The sequence below is a fragment of the Streptomyces sp. NPDC047974 genome (genome assembly GCF_040653375.1).
Taxonomy (GTDB): Bacteria; Actinomycetota; Actinomycetes; order Streptomycetales; family Streptomycetaceae; genus Streptomyces.
This window is the reverse complement of record NZ_JBEZNU010000059.1, coordinates 1-18,828: the sequence shown is the minus strand read 5'-3', so window position 1 is coordinate 18,828 and position 18,828 is coordinate 1. Positions and strand designations below refer to the sequence as shown.

Annotated in this window: 12 protein-coding genes; 9 read left to right on the top strand and 3 right to left on the bottom strand. The window is 68.5% G+C overall.

What is annotated here, in order from left to right; all coding sequences use genetic code 11:
• Positions 1-95: 95 nt before the first annotated feature.
• Entirely contained in the window at positions 96-4,802 is a 4,707-nt protein-coding gene (locus AB0E19_RS37110) for an RHS repeat-associated core domain-containing protein (RefSeq protein WP_362189163.1), read from the bottom strand.
• 208 nt (positions 4,803-5,010) lie between these two features.
• Here AB0E19_RS37110 and AB0E19_RS37105 point away from each other — a divergent pair, with 208 nt between their 5' ends.
• The 3 genes from AB0E19_RS37105 to AB0E19_RS37095 all read left to right on the top strand — a co-directional run bounded on the left by AB0E19_RS37105 (position 5,011) and on the right by AB0E19_RS37095 (position 7,372).
• Positions 5,011-5,226 carry a hypothetical protein gene (locus tag AB0E19_RS37105; protein ID WP_362189160.1) on the top strand — a complete coding sequence of 72 codons (216 nt, stop codon included), beginning with the start codon at positions 5,011-5,013 and terminating at the stop codon, positions 5,224-5,226.
• Positions 5,227-5,426: 200 nt separating this feature from the next.
• On the top strand, positions 5,427-7,148 hold the full coding sequence (gene mobF, locus AB0E19_RS37100) for a MobF family relaxase (protein WP_362189157.1): 1,722 nt from the start codon (positions 5,427-5,429) through the stop codon (positions 7,146-7,148).
• A complete protein-coding gene (locus tag AB0E19_RS37095) occupies positions 7,145-7,372 on the top strand; it encodes a hypothetical protein (protein ID WP_362189154.1) in 228 nt (75 codons plus the stop codon). Before mobF ends, AB0E19_RS37095 begins: the two co-directional genes overlap by 4 nt.
• Positions 7,373-7,778: 406 nt before the next feature.
• Here the strand turns inward: AB0E19_RS37095 and AB0E19_RS37090 are convergent, their stop codons facing one another.
• Entirely contained in the window at positions 7,779-8,228 is a 450-nt protein-coding gene (locus AB0E19_RS37090) for a hypothetical protein (protein ID WP_362189151.1), read from the bottom strand.
• A gap of 679 nt (positions 8,229-8,907) precedes the next feature.
• Here AB0E19_RS37090 and AB0E19_RS37085 point away from each other — a divergent pair.
• The 3 genes from AB0E19_RS37085 (at position 8,908) to AB0E19_RS37075 (ending at position 11,699) form a co-directional block, all read left to right on the top strand.
• Complete coding sequence (locus tag AB0E19_RS37085) at positions 8,908-10,305, top strand: replication-relaxation family protein (RefSeq protein WP_362189148.1); 1,398 nt, start codon at positions 8,908-8,910, stop codon at positions 10,303-10,305.
• A 55-nt stretch (positions 10,306-10,360) separates the two neighbouring features.
• Entirely contained in the window at positions 10,361-10,585 is a 225-nt protein-coding gene (locus AB0E19_RS37080) for a hypothetical protein (protein ID WP_362189145.1), read from the top strand.
• A 772-nt stretch (positions 10,586-11,357) separates the two neighbouring features.
• Positions 11,358-11,699, top strand: coding sequence for a DUF5713 family protein (locus AB0E19_RS37075; RefSeq protein ID WP_362189142.1), 342 nt, complete (start codon positions 11,358-11,360; stop codon positions 11,697-11,699).
• 25 nt (positions 11,700-11,724) lie between these two features.
• On the opposite strand, the gene AB0E19_RS37070 is transcribed toward AB0E19_RS37075, so the two are convergent.
• Entirely contained in the window at positions 11,725-12,600 is an 876-nt protein-coding gene (locus AB0E19_RS37070; protein WP_362189139.1) for an IS5 family transposase, read from the bottom strand.
• Positions 12,601-12,846: 246 nt separating this feature from the next.
• On the opposite strand from AB0E19_RS37070, the gene AB0E19_RS37065 reads away from it, so the two are divergent.
• The 3 genes from AB0E19_RS37065 to AB0E19_RS37055 all read left to right on the top strand — a co-directional run bounded on the left by AB0E19_RS37065 (position 12,847) and on the right by AB0E19_RS37055 (position 16,452).
• Complete coding sequence (locus AB0E19_RS37065; RefSeq protein WP_362189136.1) at positions 12,847-13,890, top strand: hypothetical protein; 1,044 nt, start codon at positions 12,847-12,849, stop codon at positions 13,888-13,890.
• Between the two features lie 331 nt (positions 13,891-14,221).
• Complete coding sequence (locus AB0E19_RS37060) at positions 14,222-14,788, top strand: hypothetical protein (protein ID WP_362189133.1); 567 nt, start codon at positions 14,222-14,224, stop codon at positions 14,786-14,788.
• Between the two features lie 932 nt (positions 14,789-15,720).
• Complete coding sequence (locus tag AB0E19_RS37055; protein ID WP_362189130.1) at positions 15,721-16,452, top strand: SMI1/KNR4 family protein; 732 nt, start codon at positions 15,721-15,723, stop codon at positions 16,450-16,452.
• The last annotated feature ends 2,376 nt before the right edge of the window (positions 16,453-18,828 follow it).

The following is an 18,828-nucleotide window of genomic DNA, read 5'->3' as shown; positions in this document are numbered from 1 at the left end:
CAGCGGCATCTGCAGAAGGGCTTCGACCGTGTTCCAGTCGGTGGCAGGCGGGCTTGTGGGGGGTGGCACGAGTCGGGTCAGGGCGGCGAGGCTGGTCACAGGATTCCTTGGCGGCGTCGCTGTTGCTGCTGCTGGGCGTGGGCGGGGTTGGTCAGGATGGTTTCGACGGGCGTGCCGTCGCTCTTCTTGATGGGGTTGTCGTTCTTGTCGAACGCTTCGAGCTGAATGTACTTGGGCACGGAGTCCTTTCTGTCGTCTGTGTACTCGAGGTAGACGTTGTAGGTGGCGACTCCTCCCGTGGGGGAGTTCACCTCGTCGTAGATCGCTTGCTCGAGGTCCCGCATCACCGGGCTGTTCGTCGGGTTCTGGGTGATGGTGAAGAGGTTGTCGAGGGTGTCTCCGGAACCGCCGAGCATGCGGGCGAGCAGGTGGCCGCGGGCCTGGTTTTCGTCTCCGCCCATGAAGCCGGGCGGGCGCAGCGACTGTGAGGCGTGGGTGCCTTCGTCGAGCATGTCCCTGGTGATGGTCGCGTTCATTTCGAAGGGGCGACCGTGCTGGTCTCGGGTGAAGGTGACCCGTCCGCCCCAGGTCGGGTCGGCCTCGCAGCCGGCCAGTCCCAGCGGGTCGGCCAGAGTGAAGGGGTTGGGGACATAGGCGTAGTGGTTGATGGCGGGAGCCAGTCCCAGCGGGTCGGGGGAGAGGTAGCGGCCCAGGCCGGGGTCGTAGTAGCGGTTGACGTTGTAGTGGAGCCCGGTCTCCGGGTCGAAGTACTGGCCCGGGTATCGCAGCGGGGTGAGCGCGGTGCTGGACCGGCTCCACTGGGTGGCCCCCCAGGCGGTTCTGCGGGAGCGCCAGGCGAGTGAGCCGTCCTCGTCGACGAGCTCGCTGGGGGCGCCGGACAGATCGGTGACGATGGCGAAGAACCGCCGGTCGATCTCCTGCTGGGAGCTGTCCCGCTTCACCTCGCGCTGGGCCAGGGGCTTGAGCCCGGTGTAGTCCCAGATCAAGGTCGTGCCGTGTGTGTCTTCCTCGGCGAGCTGTGAGCCGTCCCAGCTGTAGGTGATGGTTTGAAGGAGGTGGCCGGAGCGGTCGGTGTGCTGCTTGGTCACGCGCCGGCCGAGCGCGTCGTACCTGTAGTCCCAGGTGTCGTGGCCGGGAGTCCTGACGCGGGTGAGGCGGTCTTCGGCGTCCCAGGTGAAGTGCCAGGCCAGTGTCTTTCCGCTGAGGGTGGTGAGGGTGCGGCGGATGACGCGGCCCTGGCCGTCATAGGCGAACGCGGTACGGCCGGCCTGGGTGAGCTGGGTGCCGTCATAGCGACGGTCTCCAGCGGAGTCCTGACCGGGAGCCCGCTGCGGCATTGCGGCACTGGTCTGATCACCGGCGGTGTTGTACGCGTACTGTTCCGTCCAGCCTGCTGCCTGGACTGCTGTGATGCGGCTTGCGGCGTCGACGGTGTACGTACGCAGACCGGTGGCGCTGTCGTTGATGCTGACGGGGGCGCCGTCCGGCCGGTAGGTGAACTCTCGCTGCATGAGGCTGGTGTCCCGCAGGCTCAGCGACTGGTTCGTGACGCGTCCGACGGAATCGAATCCGTGCAGCAGGACAAGGTGTTCGTTCAGGGTCCTGGAGATCTCACGGCCCAGCAGGTCACGCTCGAAACGGAAGGTGTGCTCGCCCGTGGCGTATGAGGCCAGGCCCTGCGGCCCGTAGGCAAGATCGCTGGTTGCGCCGGAGGGCGTGCGCCGGTGGATGCGACGGCCCAGCACGTCATAGGCAAAGCCCGTGGTCCGGCCGTTGACGCTTTCGGCGACCACCCGTCCTGCCTTGTCCCGCATGAGCTGGATGTGCGCGTGGTCATTGGTGATGTCACCAACGTGACCGGACTCGTCGTAACCGAAGACAGAGGTGGCACCGTCGTCGTGACGCATACGGACCACACGCCCCAGCACATCGCGGTCGAACGTGATGCCTTGGCCGGCCCCGTTGGTGCGCTTGACGAGGCGGCCTGCCGCGTCGTGCTCGTACGACACGGTGCGGCCGTCGAAGTCGGTCTCGGAGACGAGGCGGCCGGCCGCGTCGTATCGGTAGTGCCACTCCAGACCCTGCGCGTTCACCACCGCGGTCAGCCGCAGCTCCGTGTCGTGCCGGAAGCTGTAGGTGCCGCCGTCGGCGACGACACTGCTTGCCGGAAGGTCGAAGTGCGTCGCGGTGTAGCTGTTGACACGGCCCATGCGGTCCATATGCCGGGTCAGGTTGCCCTCGCCATCCCAGCTCCACTCTTCACGAGTACCGTCGGGCAGTTCCCGCCAGGCTGGTTTCCCTTCGATGGTCCACCCCTGGCGCAGCGTGCCGCCGATGGCGTCGGTGACGGCGATGATCCGGCCGAACGCATCGCGCTCACACCGCAGGACCGCCCCGTCGGACGCGGTGACCCGCACGGGGAGCCCGGCCTTGTCGTTCTCTAGTCGGGTCAGCTCGCCGAGCGCGTTGCGTACCCCCGTCACGTGGCCGCGGTCGTTGAACTCGTACTCGGTGCGGGCTCCGGCAGGGTCGACCGCGGCGGTTCGGTTACCGCGGTCGTCGTACTCGAACCGGATGACGGCCCCACCGCGCTCGGTGACCTCGATCGGCAGGCGCATCGCGTTGTATGCGGCGCCGGTCCGGACGCGGTCAGGGGCCACGAGCCCGACGAGGTTTCCCTCGAGGTCGCGTTCGAAGCGTACGGTGTGGCCCAAGGCATCGGTCTGTGACAGCAGGCGGTCCTGCGCGTCGAAGGTAAAGCGAACGGTGTTGCCGAGAGGGTCGGTCTCGGCGACGAGCTGGAGACGCTGGTCGATCTCGAAGACGGTCGTGGACCCAGCAGAGTCGGTGTATCGAGTGATGCGGCCGCCAGCCGGCAATGGCCCCTCATAAGAGAACCTCGACGACAAGAACCCGTCGGGGCCGATCGTTCGCACGACCCGCCCCATCTCGTCGTAGACGTACTGGAACGTTGAGCCGTTGCGGTCGGTCCAGGCTGTTACCCGCCCTGCAGCGTCGTAGGCGAGCCGCAACGGCAGGCCGGAGGAGTTGGTGACACCGGTGAGGTTGTCCGACTCGTCATATCCGTACCTCACCACGGTGACGAGGCCCTCAGGGGTCTGGAGCGACAGCTCAGTGACACGGTCGTCGTCGACGCGAAGCACTGCCTCGTAGCCGCCGTCGTGGACCACCCTGACCGGAGCACCATCACCCCGACGCACGAAGGTGATGCCGACCTGATTGCGGTCCTCAAGCTCATTCAGCCAGTAGGCGGGCGACTGACTGTAGGGGCTGCCGGTGAAGTACCGCGTGATGCCGGACAGTGGGTCGTCGACGCGGTAGGTGATGGAACCGTTGTCACGCCCTGCGAACGTCAGTGCCAGACGCGGCCCCTCAAGCGGCAGTACTCCGTTGGAGTCGTCAGCGGCCGGCAAGCGCGGATAGATGAGAACGGAGCCGTCCTCGCGCGCCCAGATGGCGCCTCCGGAGACGGAATCAAGCTCAATCCGTTCGTCCAGGGTGGACGCCCAGCTGCGTCCGAACCAGTGGCCCCACCGATACTCCGAGAGGTGGGTCCGGCGCAGGACGAACGGCACCGAGCCCGGCAGAGACAGATCGGTGTGGGAAAGAGTCATCTCGCCGGTCGCGACATCGACAGGGTCGTTCTTGCACGTCTTCTTTCCGAGCGGAACACCATGACGCTGGGGATCGTCCTTGGCTGTATCCAGCCGGTCCGGCCGCGACTTCCTGCCCTGTGAGCCGCTCTGACCACGACCAGGCCTGGAGCTTCCCGTCCGGTCGCCCAGACCATCGGTCTCGCCGCCATCCTTGGCGTGGACCTTCCTGATCTGATCGCGGATGTCGCCGTCGGTGTCCTTATGGGTCTTGGAACTCGAGGTGAGGGCGGAGGGAACCTTCTTGCCGATGTGATCACCGAGGTCGTCCAGAGCCTTGGTGAGCTTCTCGGTGACTCCCTCGATGGTGGTGTCGAGTGCCGCGGTCAGAGAGTCCTTGCCCTTGGCGCGGCCGTGGTGAGTCTTGGCCTTGCCAAGCTTGCCTCGGGAGACATCGCGCATGTTGACCTGCACACCGGCCAGATGAGTCCCTGCCTTTCGATGAGCGTCGTGGTCGATCTCCGGACCGCTCCGGGGCCCTGGAACCGAAGCGCCTCCAGCGGAGTTCAGCTGCAGACCCTCTTTGCAGGCCTGCGCGGTCTGGCCGGCGTCATAGCCGTTCTGAACCCCTGCCACGTTCATCGCCGTCTGGATGGCGAGGTCGGCCACGATGTTCTCGATAGCGGCGACGGCGGGCTCGGTGAAGGTTGCGACGATCTCCGCGACGGCAGCATCCGCCATCTCCTTGAGGATCCTCTTGAACGCAATACGCGTGGCGGCGATCTTGGCCCCAGCAAGCAGCGTCGACAGCCCCGCAGTCACCGGAGCGAACGCCAGAGAGATCCCCACCGTGGCACACAGCTCGGCCAGCTCCGCCACCGCCAAGGCCTTGCGGGCCACGATGATGTCCGCCACCCGGTCAAGAGCCCCGGCGACGACGCGAGCCGCCTTCGCGAGGTCCTTGTGCTTGCCCTGCACCTTCGACCAATGCTCGTCCAGAGCACTCAGCGACTCGCTCCGCCCAGAAGAGAGCAGCTTCTGAACATGCCCGTACGCGGCACCGGCATCCTCATCCGCGTCTTCGGCAAACTCCCGCAACGCGTCCGCCATGTCCCTGTAGGCGTCCTCGTCGACGTTCGGCCACCCCACACCGATCACATCGAGCATCGTGTCGACACCCTCAGGAATCGTGTAGCCCACGACGTACCAGCCCCCAACCGCGTAGAACAACGCCTCAAGCAACAAACAAGATCAACAAGAATGCCAGGTCCCGACGGCTCCCGCCCAGACGATGTCCGGCCGACCATGCTCTGGCAGCAGCCCGAGCGCGGTGCCTCACCGCTTCAGGCGGCGGGGTGGTGGCCGGCCCGGGCTGTTGACCGCCATCCAGCCCGGCGACCTGCTGCGCGCGACCGCCACCCTGGCCCAGCCGCCGATGCCCGGGGAACCCGCTCGGCTCGTCGTCAACGCGCTGGGCGGAGGTGACGTGCTGGAGGCCGGCGGTGAAGAGGGCGAGGTGTCGAAGATACGCACGGTGGTCTCCTCCAGACAGCTCGAGGAAGCCCCCGGCGGGTGCCGGGGGGCTGGGTAGGCGATGCTCAGCGGCGCTTGATGGCGTTGTCCGGATCGTGTTGTGCGTGCTGCCGGAGAGCGATGACATTCGCGTCCGGCACGGGGACGCTTCCCATCCGGCGGGCACCTGAGAAGAAGGTTCGGCCGCTCCTTCCGCCTGGCGGGACGCCGGTCTGATCGGCCTTTTCTTCCACGTCAGAGTCGTGTGGCGTGGTCTGCATGACAGCGGATATCAGGCGTATCCGGGCCGGTCAGATGTACCGCTACTACTTCCGCGAGACCGTCGTCGGCGGCGGCCGTCGCCCGGCCCGAACGCCGCTGCGTACTGCCCAGGAGCAAGCCGGGGTCCCGGTAGGGCGGTGGATGGGCCGCAGCCTTGCCGCGCTCGGACTCGCGCCAGGTGAGGAGGTCACCGAGCAGCAGCTGCGGAACCTCTTCGGCGAGCGCGGCCGCCACCCGGCCGCAGTTCGGATCGAGGCCGAGCGGCTCGCCGCAGGCGACTCCCCGAAGGAGGCGTTCAAGGCCGGCGCTCTCGGACGCCGGGTGACGGTCACGGGCGTGGACTTCGTGTTCCGGCCGCAGCCGACGATCTACCTCCTGTGGGTGTTCGGGGATGAGGAGACCCGTCTGGTGATCGAGGCCGCGCACGAGCGGGTGCTGGAGTGGATCGAGGACGAGGTCGCGGTGATCCGGTACGGCAAGGACGGCATCTACCGGGTGCGTCCGCCCGGCGGTCTGCTCGCCGCCCGCTTCCGCCACTACGAGGATCGCTCAGGTCGACCCTTGTTGCATGACCATCTGCTGCTGAGCGTGAAGGGGCAGCGCCTGGAAGGGAAGTGGGGCTCGGTCCACACCCTGGCCCTGCACGAGAACACCGTGGCGGCCTCCGCGCTCTACAACGAGCTGGTGGCCGCGGAGGTCTGCGAGGCGCTGGGGCTGGCGACCGAGCCGCGGATCGTCACCCCGGGGCGCGGGGGGCCGGTGATGGAGATTGCCGGGGTGCCGCACGAGCTGATCCGCTGGACTGCCCGCCGCAGCGACCAGATCGCCGCCTGCCTGGCCGAGCTGGAGCACGAGTACGTCACCGCCGTCGACGACGACGGCGAGCTGAAGTTCCTGCCCGTGGTCTCCGAGCGGGCCCGGGCGAAGATGAACCAGATCGCCGCCCGCAAGACCCGCCCGCCCAAGCGGAAGACCCAGCCGCTCGCGCAGCTGCGCGCCTGGTGGAAGGTGAGCGCGATCCTCACCTCCAAGGTCGCCGCCGACGTCATCAACTCCCTCCTCGAGCACGCCCGCGCCGCGGCCGCCGCGATCCGGGCCCGGGTCGCTGCCGTGGTCGACGTCGCCCTGGCGGCCGTCGACGTCACCGCGACGGTGTTCGTGATGAACGACGGCGGCCGTTTCCACCGCCGGCACCTGCTCGCCGAGGCCCGCCGCCACCTCGCCCTGGTCCTGCGCGGCCGCCGCCGCGACCCCGGCCTGGACGAGGAGATCGTGGCCGCCGCCATCTCCACCCACTGCCTGGACATCACCGAGCCGACAACCACCATCGGCCTGCTGGCGGACTACCGCCTCTACACCGCCCGGTGGGACCTGGCCGACCTCCCGCCCGCCGCCGCCCACCTACTCCGGCGCCCGACCCGGACCGGCAGCCCCCGGCCGATCCCGGCGAGTCGGCTGCGCTCCGGCCGCCGGGCCAGGATGCGGGGGAGTGGGAGATCCCGCGCATCCCGCTCCAGTACGAGCGTGCCGTCCTCGCCGGTGCGGTGGTGCGGGAGAAGGCGCGCACCACCACGACCGCCGCCGTGCGGGGCCGGGCGTACGACGTCGTCGCCCACCAGCAGGCGGCGATGCCCGAGCAACTGCTCGCACCCGAGCCGGCCGACCCCGAGCACGACGACCAGGAGCCGGAAGCCGGTCGCGGAGACGCGATCGACATGACAGCGCTGCGGGCCCTGCGGAAGTCCCGCACGGACGTGGAAGCCCTCGATCTCACCGCCGACCGGCTGCGCCGCATCCGGGAGGCGGGCACCAAGATGGTCAACGACTCCCGCGTCCGCGCGGACCGCCACACCGCACCAGCCGACGCGGTGCGCCCGGACGACCAGCAGGCGCACCGCCCACAGCAACCCGGACCGCACCGCGGCCGGGAGGCCGGCCACTGAGTGGACCCGATGGTGCGCACCCGGTGCGGTGGTGCGCACCGACGACGCCCAGCGTCCACTCCACCGAGTGGAGTCCACGTCCGGGAGTGGACGCCACCGCGCTCCGCACCCACTCCCCCGAGTGGAGCCCACCGGGTGGAAGTGGACGCCATCGACGGGAGTGGGGCCGCGCCTCCACCCGGGCCCACTCCACCGCACCGCCTTCCGCCCGGTGCGCACCACTCCCGCGCGCCGGCCGCACTGGGCGCGCGCCGAGTGGTGCGCACCGGATGGACGGTGGTGCGCATCGTGTGGTGCGCGCCGGATGGGATCGGTGCGCACTGGATGGGCGCTCCACCGCACCAGTGCGCACCGGGTGGGTGCGCTCCACCGCACCGGTGCGCTCCCACCCGGTGCGGTGGTGCGGTCAGCGGTGCGCACCCGGTGCGGAGTGCACCGCGTGCGCCAGCGTCAGGTGCTCGTCGCGCGCCGTCTCCAGGGTGGCGTGGGTGTCTCCGTGGTCGTCGAGGTCGGGGATGACGTTCTCGATGAAGCGGATGATGCTGCGGGCGATTCCGGGCACCGCCGTGGTGGCGGAGTCGCGTGCCCAGTCCCGCAGCGCGGACAGCAGGACGCACCCGACCTCGTCCAGCGCGAAGGAGTCCGCGCACAGGTCGGCGGCCTCTCCGTCCACGGCCGTGACGGGCCAGATGATGTCCTCGGCCAGCTGCAGCAGGGTGAACGCAAGCTCCGGGGTCGCCTCCACCCGGCCAGCGGCGTAGGTACCGCCGCTCGTCTGCAGCGCCAGGAGGTAGTCGAAGCCCTGCTCCACCTGCTCGGGCGTCAGCGGCGTACGGGTCGGGATCAGGTACGGCATGAAGCGCTCCTCACGATGACCGCCGTGCGTCTCACGGCGTCGTTTTCGCATGGTCGGCGCGGGGCCCTGTGGACAGAGGGACGGAGAACTCTCCCCCGAGCCGAAACCGGCGAATCGGGTCTGCAAGGGCTAAACCGGGCCCCCTTGTCCGGGGTGGTCGGGCCGACCACGAACCCGGCCCCGCCCCCTTGTCCACCTCTGCTACCGCCCCGACCACGGCCGCGTTTCCCCTAGACAGCGTCCGCTACCGGCCACGGTCAGGCCGCGGACAAGGGGGTCGGCTGCACGCTGCTCCCTCGAGGTCCCGCCCACCAGGGCGGGCCGGAAGCGAAGGAGCCACCGCGATGACCACGCACCGACCCCCGGAAAGCGCCCGGCACGCCCGCCCCGACCAGCGCCGGGTAAGCCGTCCCGGCCTCCTGCGGTGCGCACTTGGGAGGCCACTGTGGAACCCACTTTGGTGCCCGACATCAAGCCGGATGAAGAAAGCCCAGGTCACCCCGCAGATTCGGCCGCGCGCCGCGTTGTCACAACCCTCTTCTCTCCCCCTGAACTTCTTTGTGATGTCCGTGGAGGAGGAGATCATCGGGTCCCGGGGCCGGACGCCCCTGGCGGCCGGGCGCGGCCGGCGCTCGGCAGACGACCGCGCGCGCCAGACGACGAAGAGGGAGCGCAGCTGATGGCGGTCAAGCGTGAGGAGAACCCGGCGGGGTCGTCGAACAACTTGCGCGGCGACGTGCTGCGCGTGCTCGGAGTGCTGAAGGTCGCCACCGTCGAACAGATCCAGCAGATCTCAGCTCCGCACCTGAGCTACCGGCACACCGGCAAGCCGACGCCGTCGAAGCGGAAGCAGGCTCGCACCGCCGCGCATACCGGGGCGCTGTCCGATCTGCGCAAGCACGGCCTGGTGGAGAACGGCGGGCAGCTCCCGGGCGGAGACAGGCTGCGCAACCTCACCCCGATGGGCCTGAAGGTTGCGGCCCGCGAGCTGGGACGGCCGGTGGGGGAGATGGGCGACACGGCCCGCGGCGCCGGGCGCACCGGCGCCTCCCACCCGATGACGGTCAACGAGGCCGTACTTGCCCTGCTGCGCCCGAAGCCGAACCTCGCCGAGCTCGTCAGCGAGCCGGCCGATATCCGGGCCGCCGCGCAGGCCGCCTTCGACGCGCCCGCCGGGCTGGGCACCATCGCCTCCTACGCGACCGAGGTGGCGCTGCCCGCGACCGGCACCTGGTCCAACCCGGGCAAGGGCGGCGCCCAGGCGGACATCGTCATCACCGCCCCCGAGGACGGGGTGCCGCTGCTGTTCGTGGAGATCGACAACTGCTTCGAGTCCGCGCAGGTCCTCGCCGCGAAGATCGACAAGTACACGCGGTTCTGTCAGCGGAAGGTGAAGGACGTCGACGGCCGTGAGCGGTCGATGTGGCGCACCCGCTGGTGGGTGCCCGACGGCCGCCGCGGCGACCAGCCGCACCCGCCGCTGCTGCTCGTCTTCAACCGGATCGGCCCGCGCAACCCCAACACCGTCGTCGCGCAGCTGGCCGAGCTGACCGAGCGGCACTGGAAGGGCACCTGGTACGAGGGCGGCTTCCACATGTACGACGGCAAGCTGCCCATCGTCGTCACTGGCATGAAGCAGCTTCAGGAGCACGGTCCGGCCGGGGCGGTCTTCCGGCGCTTCGGCCGGCCGCACAACCAGACGCTCCTCGAGGCGATCGGCAACCCGCGCTGCGAAGCCCACGACGCCCGCCAGCAGGCCGAGTACGCCGCCCGCCAGCGCGAGCACCAGGAGGAGCTGCGCCGCATCGCCGCCCAGCACAAGGCCGAGCGAGAGGCCCGACGCCCGGTGTGTGCCGACTGCGGCACCCGGTTCACCGACGAACGGTGGAGGGCCATCGAGCCCGCCGGGTGGAGCGCCCCGCGCGAGACCCACCCGCACCTGTGCGACGACTGCAAGCAGCAAGCCGTCACCGCCGAACGCCAAGCCCCGCAGGCCGGGCCCGAGCACCAGGAGCACGACCAGGCCGTGCCCGAGCAGAAGGCCGGCGGCACCTGGCTCCCCCGCTTCCGCAGGTGACATGACGCCCCGGGCCGACTCGCCCAGCGAACCGGCCCGGGGCACGCTGGAAAGCGTGACCAGCGCGCCGATCGTCGTGCACCGGCCCTCCCTCTCGGGCGGCCGGAGAGTCACCGTGCACAGCCACGGCCAGGACGAGATCCTCGGCACCGCCTACAGCGACCACGACCTGGTCGTGTTCCTCGGGGGCGCTGGCGTCGCCGAACCCGAGGCCATCTGGGACGACCCGCAGTGGGTGGAGTGGCGCGGAGGCCCCGCCCACGAGTTCAGCGCCGCCTGACGTCCGTGCCACGGGGTCGGACAGGAAGAACCTGCCCCACCTCGCAGGTCAGTCGATCAGGCTGTGCAGCCCTACCGTGCAGCCCGCGGCAGCGAGGACACCGGCGAGGACCGCCTTGGGGTAGGACTTCTCGGCGAAGAAGGTCAGCACGCCGAAGCCGATGCCGACGCCAACGGCTATGAAATTGCCGCCGGCTGGACCTACGGATACGCCGGAACCGACACGACTGACGCCTCCACCGAGGGACCCTCAGGCGTCCACACGGCTTGACCAAACAGATAGGGGCACCCCCCCGCCGCCCCTCTCGGCCCTACGCCCCGCCGCACCCGGGTAGGGTCGGGCACAGCCCGCGCCGATATGGCGTGCGCGGGCGAGGCCCGGTGCCCAGATGCGCTCTGGGAGCAGTACCACCGGGCCGCCCCTTCCTTCCCGCTCCGCCGGCGCCTGCACGAGTCGCACGGGCGCGGCTGATGAGTGGACCTCACCACGGTCATGCCGGCCGTGACCCTGATAGGTCCACCCCCTGTTTCCCCAGGTGAATGGGCCTGCTGATAGGTGAAGCTGATAGGAGGTCTGGCCTCAGACATCGGTGACGTTCCGGAGCCCAGCCCGTACCGCTTCGTATTGCAGAGCGACGACCACGAGACGCAGGTGGTCTAGGGCCTGTTGTGAAAGTCATGGTCGCGTGAGGTTTGGCGTCCATCGGGGCGTCATTGTCAGTGGTGCTGTGCATGATCGGCGCGTCAGTTTTGCGCGGAGGTAGGGAAGTGCCATGCCGATCACAAACCAGCAGGTAGCAGGACACGCGTTCCTGCGGCAGATGTACGACGACTCGTACTTCCCTGATCACGTGGTCGACCGGGGGAAGGCGATCCTGCTGCGGCTGTGCGAGCGCATCGAGGCCGAGCGGCCGTCGGACCTGGAGAGCTTGTATGCGCTCACCCAGGCTGCGACGGAGGAGTTCAACCTGCTGGACAGGGAGTTCGTGGCGGCCGGAAGCGGGATCGAGACGGCGGCACGGGAGTGGATCTGTGACGAGTTCTGCTTCGTCGCGTCGGCAAACGAGTTCACGGAAGCAGACGCAGAGGAGTTGACCGCCGGCCGGGACTGGTGAACCAGGACGGGAGGGCTACCTCCGTTCAAAGCCACTCGTTGATGGACGCGACGAGCACGGTCGCCTCGTAGCGGACGGCGAGCTTGTCGTACCGGGTGGCGACGGCGCGGTGTCTCTTGAGTCGGTTGATCCCGCACTCGACCGCGTGGCGCTCGCGGTAGTCGGCCGGGTCGAAATGCGGCGGCCGACCGCCGCGGGAGCCGCGCTTCTGGCGGTTGCGTGCCTGGTCGGCCTTGTCCGGGATGGTGCAGCGGATCCCGCGTCGGCGCAGGTAGGCGCGGTTTCTGCGGGAGGCGTACGCCTTGTCGGCCCGCACGCGGTCGGGCCGGACGCGTGGCCGGCCCGGTCCGATGCGGGGCACGCGGACCTTCTCCAGCACCGGTTCGAACTGCGGCGAGTCCCCGCGCTGTCCTGCCGTGACCACGATCGACATGGGCTTCTGACCTTGCTCGACGGCCAGGTGGAGCTTGGTGGTGAACCCGCCGCGTGAGCGCCCCAGCCCGTGATCACCGGGCTCGGTGGAGATGCCGCCCGGTGGCTCCTTCTGCAGGTCACCCCGCTTGCGGGCCCCGGCTGCATGCTGATGGGCACGGCACACCGTGGAATCGACGCTCAGGTCCCAGACGATCGCGCCTTTCGCGTCGGCCAGAGACTGGAGCCGAGTGAGGATCCGCTGCCAGGTTCCGTTCCGCTGCCACCGGCGGAACAAGTCGTAGACCCGGTTCCACGGGCCGTACTCGACGGGGATGTCCCGCCACGGAACGCCGGTCCGGACCCGGAACCGTATGCCGTCGATCAGCTGGCGCCGCGGCCAGACGGGCGACCGCCCCGCTCTGGCGCCCCTCGGCAACAGCGGCTCCAGCACCGCCCACTGCTCGTCCGTGAGATCTCTCCGACCCATGAACCGTGATCATTCACAGCCCAAGATCCACTTTCGACACACGGCCTAGATGGCCAACCTCGACGTCGTCCATTGGCTCACCGACCCGGAGGAGTAGGCAAGCTGTCCCTGGGCAGGTCCTTCGGCCGCCGATGAGAAGGTGCCCGCCGGCTCGGCGGGCATCCCGCTCGGCGTCCCGTAAACGGAGGGACCGTTGTCGGACCCGGTCCGTACCCTTGGCTGAGGTACCTGAGACAGGAGGGCAACGTGGCCCGCATCAACCAGCGCGCGATCGAGAAGCACCTCAAGGACATCGCGAAGAGCTACGAGCGCGCAGCCAAGCGGAACCCCATCCGGGTGCCGATCCAGACCGAGGCGACTGGCACAGGAGGAACCATGCCCGGCCGTGATGCCGCGGAAGGCGACCCGGTTCTGGCCCGGCTCCTGATGTGGCTCGACGAGCAGACCCAGCAGAACCCCTCGCGCTACATCGACGTGACCCGCTTCGTCGAAGAGCAGCAGCTGCCGGACGAGGACCCGACCGTGCTCGTGTTCGAGCTCGAGCAGCGCGACCTGGTTCGCGTCGTGCGCGCCATGGGCGGCACTCCTGATGTCTATCCCACCGACGCGGGCCGCGTCGCGATCCACCGGCTGAAGAAGTTGCGCCTGGACCGTGCTGCCCGCCTCCGCTACACCATGGACGCCTTCCATCGGTGGCTGTTCGACACCGCTGGCGACCAGAAGCCCACCAACCCGGTGATGTTCCTCGACACGCCCGCCGCCTACTTCGCCGGATCCGAGATCACCGGCCCCGAGCTCCACGAAGCGCTCGCCCACCTGGAACAGCACAAGCTGATCGAGCGTATCGACACCGAGCCCCCCACCGTTGCCATCACACCCCAGGGCGTCAGCTGCGCCCTGACTGGAGGAAGCGTGCAGGACCACGTCAACCAGCCCCGCCCCGGCACCACCTACAACAACTTCATGCCGAACGCCAAGGGCGTCATCATCGGCGAGCAGCAGTACTTCACCCAGAACAACACCGACGGTGTCGACCCGACGCTGTTCGTCCAGCTCGCCGGGTACGTCGGCCAGGTCAGCCCCATCCTGGGCCTGTCCGACCACGACCGCGTGGAGCTGGAGCGCGTCGCCCAGGACCTCCACACCGAGGCGACCTCCAGCAACCCCGAACCGGGCCGCCTGCGCCAGTTCGCCACCCAGCTCAAGGAGCACCTCCTGGCGGCCACCACCACCATGGCGGCAACCCAGGGCATCCAGATGGCTGAGCAGGCCCTCGCCGCGCTCATGTAGAAGCCGCTAGGTGAGGCTGATAGGAGCTTGGGCCGCGCTTGCCACGCGTCTGCAACGGGAGCCGAGCTGGCCGGCTTCGGCAGGAACCGCCCGACTTCGGCTGACCAACGACAGCGGGGCCGGACAGGAACATCCTGTTCGGCCCCGCCGCCCGTTCCGGTTGCTCACCGGCTGCGGGTTGGCCTCCATTTGCTCCAGGACTACCAGGGTCTCGGGCTGGCTCGGCCCGCACGCCCGCAGCAACTCCTCAGGGGAACCTGATTGTTGCCGGATTCGTTAGAGGAGAAGCCGACAGATCGTTCGTCGGGCGCGTAGTTGAACAGGGGGCGGGATGCGCGAGAGGGATCAAATCACTGCGTACCTGAACGAGCAGGAGTACTACACCGGCTCCGGCGAGCCCGGAGACATACCCGGTGGGCCTCTCCCGCCACCCGATGTGCTGGTCGCGATCACGCTTGCGCCGTTCGTCACCGCGGTGGTGGCATCACTGGGCACGGGCCTGGGGCAGCGGATCGAAGAAGCAGCCGTGCGCATTCTGCGACACGTACCACGGCCTGCGATCCTCCGCCGGTCACCGCGGTTGCTCCAGGCGCAGATGGAGGCCGGCGATGCCGTGGCAGAGGAGGAGACGGGCGAATCGGCCCCCTCCGCTCTCACTGTCACCACCGAAGGGGGCACGCGGATCCAGCTGTCCACCAAGACCCCGGTTGACGCCCTGCTGCTGCTTCCTGACATCGGCTTCACGGACGTGCAGGAACTTGGCGATGTACCGACCACTGTCAGGTGGCTTCCCGACTGGCCCTCCGCTAGGTGGCATGCCGTCAGCATTAAGGATGGGCACATCATCGATGTGGGATGGGATCCCGAAACGCGGCGGTGGGTCACGGTCCGCTTCTAGACCCGCAATGGTTTGTCAGGTTCCTTCTGCGGGTCGGGGGAGGAGCTCTGCTGGAGGTGGGCGAGGAGCATGGCGGTGGACGCGGCGCGAACCAGCCGTTCTCGAACCGCGGCTCGGCTCCGTGCGGTGGTCCAAGTGTGAGCGCCTGCTACCGCCCCGGCCTCCAGGGCCGCGACGATGTCGTCTGGCGTTAACGGCGCGAAATGGCCCCAGATTTTCGGTCTGGGCTGGCCCCACGTCGGTGGTTGAAGCGGCCTTTGTTCCGGCCTGAACTGGCTCCGGGTTCCGGTCTCAGCAGGGCCAGCCATGGTAGTCGTGGGGCTGCTGAGGTGGGCTGATGGGCCATGAGCGAGAATGCTGCGCATGACGACTTGAAGAGCACCGGCAAGGCGGTGGCACTGGCTCAAGGTGGCGACCTGGGACACGGTCGAGGACGGTGATCGCCGAAGCTGCGCTGCCTGCGGGACCGCTGTCCGCTCCTACCAGTTCCGTCTCTACCCGTCCGAGTCCTCAATGTTCGAACGGTGCGTCGGCTTGGCATGGTGCTCCGGGTGCCGGATCTACTCCAGTGCAATGGTCCACATCCCTCGAACGCGTGTCCTCGTCGACGCGCTGGGCTCCTTGCCTGAGGACGAGTCTGTTCGACTGCGCCGCAGCGAAGCGAAACTGGTCGACTATCTCGATCGCCAAGGTCGCCGGAAGCCTTGATCCACATCCAGAGGGTGACCGGTCATCTGTGAGGGCTACTTCTTCGCCTGTTGCTTGGCTTTGGCCTGGGTGGCTTCGTTGATGTGCGGCAGGAACAGTTGATGTCGAGTTTGAGCAACAGATGTTGATCAAGCAGCGCGAGAATGTTGCCGAGTTCCGAGAACGCATGGTCGGCGTGTCGGGGTGCGGAGAGGACTGACGAGCGGGACGGTTATCGTCCTGGCATGACACAAGGGTTCGATCTTGTTGCGTCGCTCGCCAGGGGCGTCGATGGCCGCAGTGGTGCGTGGATCTTCATCCAGGACTTTGCTGCGCACTGGGTCCGCGGCCTGGAGGACGGTGACGGGTGGGCGGAGGCCGATCTGCGGGCGGCGGAGCAGAGGCTGGGTGTCCAGCTGCCGACCGCGCTGCGCGAGGCGTATCTGCTGTTCGGTCGCCGTCAAGATCTGACCAGTAACCACGACGTGCTGCTGGACCCGGCTGAGCTGTATGTGGATGACGCCAGGGAAGCCCTGGTCTTCCGTCACGAGAACCAGGGAGCCGCGTCGTGGGGCATTCTCCTGAACAGCCTCCAGGACGGCGATCCTGCGGTATTCATGCGGCTTGACCTGGCCGACAAGAGCGCCGAGCGGTGGGAGCCTTGGCTGGAGCATCTGTCCCTTTGCTTCGTCGAGATCGTGTTGTCCGAGTCTGTGCAGGTGCAGGCGGATGAAGAGCTGTGCGACTTCCTCAACCCGGATGAGGACAGCATCGAGCTCCTGGAGGAGAACGCCGTCCGGCTGCCGTTCCCCGCGTATCCCGCTGGCGAGGAGAACGGCTCCCGGTGGTTCCTGAGCCGGGACGTCCTTCTGCGAGAAGACGCTGGTGTGGCCATCTGGGCCCGCGGCCGGACGACAGCAGATCTCGACCGCGTTCGTGACCTGATCCCTGGCGACTGGCTCAACGACTACCGCTGACCACGTCCCAGGCTCCTGCCGACCGGGCCGCCGGCGAGGGAGTCAGTCCGGACTCTTCTGCTCGGCTCGGGGCCGATGCTGCTCCTCGTGCCTGTGGGGGTGGCCTGGTGGGGTTGTTGTGGTCCTCGGTCAGGTCCTGCTTCCCGTACGCGTGTGGGTGGTTGGTGGTGGGGGGATGGTTTCGCGGCTGTGTGGGTGATGTGTTTTCCGTGTGGGGCTGCATCTCTGTATGCGGTATGCGGGAATCGCATGCGGGGTGTGGTTGTCGGGTGGTGTTCCTGTTGGCGTGGCGTGGCGTGGCGTGGTGTGGTGTTGCTGCTGCCTTGTGTCCCGGGGCGTGTTGTTGGGCAGGGTGCCCCCAGCCCGGTGAGGGCCTGTGCTGTCGCTGCGCCCTTTCGGGTGCCCTCTTACCCGCTTGTGCTGGCCGCCCGCCGCGCGCCGGTCCTGTGGTGTCTGTGGGGTCCTGGTGGTGGGGGAGTCGGGTGTGGTCTGTGTCCGGGGCAGTGTGGTGGGTGTGCGGATCCCTGGGTGCCTCTCAGGTTGTTTTTCCTGGTGGTGGGGTGTGCTGAGAGTTGTGAGGCACCGGTCGGGCAGGGGGTTTTCTCGTCCGGTCCGGGTCTGTGTGACGGGCAGGTCTCCATCCCCCCACTTCCCGAGGCTGCTCCCGGCATGTGTGGGGATGGTCGCGGGACAGGCCGGCCCGGACCAGCCCTGACCACCAGTTCCCGGCCCGGGCGGGGGATGGCCCCTCGCGGTACGTGAAGGAGTTGTTGGCCGCCTGCTGCTCCCGGCCTGTGTGGCGGCCCTGGGAGGGACTGAACGGGGGCTGTTCCCCGCACGCGCGGGGGTGGCCTTCGGGGGTGTTGTTGTGGTTGTCGGCCGAGGTTCTGCTTCCGGTTTTGTGTACCGGCGGGGGTGGTCTCGGCGATGGCGGTGGGGGAGGTGGTTTCTCGGTTGTGGGGGTGATGCGTTTTCCGCATAGGGGCTGGGTTCTGTATGCAGTATGCGGAATTCGCATACAGGGTGGTTGTTGGGTGGTGTTCCTGCCAGCGCGGCGCACTGTTCCCACTCCCACTCCCACTCCCACTCCCACTCCCACTCCTACTCCTGTTGCTGCCTGTCTTTGATCGTGTGGTGGGGCGGAGCCCGCGTCCGGCGAAGGGCCTGGATCCGTGCCGCGCCCTTCCTGGTGCTCCTGCTTGTCGCCGGTGCTGGCCCGGCCCTGCTCGGGTGCGTGCGTGCCGGCCCTGCGGAGGGCCTGGGGCAGGGGCCGGGGTGTGTTCTGTCCTGGGGTGGTGGTGTGGTGAGTGCGGGGCCCCTGAGAGCCTCTCAGACTGTTTCCCCTGGTGGCGGCCCGGGTTGAGAGCTGTGAGGGGGCGTTCCGGCCGTGGCTTTTCCAGAGCACCGGCCGGGCCCGAGAAGGGATTCTTCCCCCGGCCGGCACTGTGGGATGGGTAGGCCGTTGTCGAGCCGACGCTGCCTTCCGTGGCGTCGACGACCCCCCTTCCACCCCCCCTGTTCGTGGCTGGCCTGGGAACCACCGGTCATGGCGCCCACGCCAGCCGCCCCTGTTCAGCGCGCAGGGGCGGAACGAGCCCGGGCTGCTCCCCGCGGCTGTGAGGCAGGGGGATGCGGTTTCCGCATAAGGGAGGACCGCCCCTGTCGGGTATGCGGTTTCCGCATGCAGGCGAGGGGCTGCTCCCCAACCCTTTTCTCCGGTCGCCGGCGCATGGCCCCTGCCCGCTTGCCCGCTCGAGCGGCGTGCTCCGCAGTCGGCGCCGCCCGGGCCGCGCCCCGGCACACAGCACCCTGCCGGTGCGCCCCTGTGGCTGCGTCTGTCTTCTGAGGGTGGTGGGTGACGGTGCGTCTTGATGCGCTTTCCGCATGGGGTGTTGAGGGTCCGCCAGAAGACTTCCGGCTGACAGCTTTTTGAGTGTCCCTCACCCGTAGCAAGATTTTTGATAGTTGGCGACATATGGGAGATTTGGGGTGTTTGATACAGGTCTAGACAACAACTTTCGAGCCTCCCCCGTACCCATCACTTACAGTGACGTCCCATGTGGCGTCCCCACGGCCCGTGGAGTACCACCCCGGCACCACTCGAAGTGGCATCCCTCGAGCGCGGCAACCAGCCGGCACGTACCGCCGGCCCCGCAGGGGCCGCACACCACCCACCACACCCCGCTCCACCCAACACACCATCAACCACCTTCGAAACCAACCCACTTACCAGCACCACACCCCGCCGCAGGCGGGCGCCCCACCACAAACAACCCCCCACCCCGCACCCGCCAAACCAACCCCCACCACCCCGCGGTCACCGAAGGTGCCCGCCCCCACGCAACCAGCCCAGCGCCGCGCAGCGGCGCAGCACCC

What these genes read in the sequence shown, in the direction of transcription:
- AB0E19_RS37110 (WP_362189163.1), bottom strand. Translation starts at nt 4,802, where the DNA reads ATGCTCGATGTGATCGGTGTGGGGTGGCCGAACGTCGACGAGGACGCC.
- mobF (WP_362189157.1), top strand. Translation starts at nt 5,427, where the DNA reads ATGACAGCGGATATCAGGCGTATCCGGGCCGGTCAGATGTACCGCTAC.
- AB0E19_RS37095 (WP_362189154.1), top strand. Translation starts at nt 7,145, where the DNA reads ATGACAGCGCTGCGGGCCCTGCGGAAGTCCCGCACGGACGTGGAAGCC.
- AB0E19_RS37090 (WP_362189151.1), bottom strand. Translation starts at nt 8,228, where the DNA reads ATGCCGTACCTGATCCCGACCCGTACGCCGCTGACGCCCGAGCAGGTG.
- AB0E19_RS37085 (WP_362189148.1), top strand. Translation starts at nt 8,908, where the DNA reads ATGGCGGTCAAGCGTGAGGAGAACCCGGCGGGGTCGTCGAACAACTTG.
- AB0E19_RS37075 (WP_362189142.1), top strand. Translation starts at nt 11,358, where the DNA reads ATGCCGATCACAAACCAGCAGGTAGCAGGACACGCGTTCCTGCGGCAG.
- AB0E19_RS37070 (WP_362189139.1), bottom strand. Translation starts at nt 12,600, where the DNA reads ATGGGTCGGAGAGATCTCACGGACGAGCAGTGGGCGGTGCTGGAGCCG.
- AB0E19_RS37060 (WP_362189133.1), top strand. Translation starts at nt 14,222, where the DNA reads ATGCGCGAGAGGGATCAAATCACTGCGTACCTGAACGAGCAGGAGTAC.
- AB0E19_RS37055 (WP_362189130.1), top strand. Translation starts at nt 15,721, where the DNA reads ATGACACAAGGGTTCGATCTTGTTGCGTCGCTCGCCAGGGGCGTCGAT.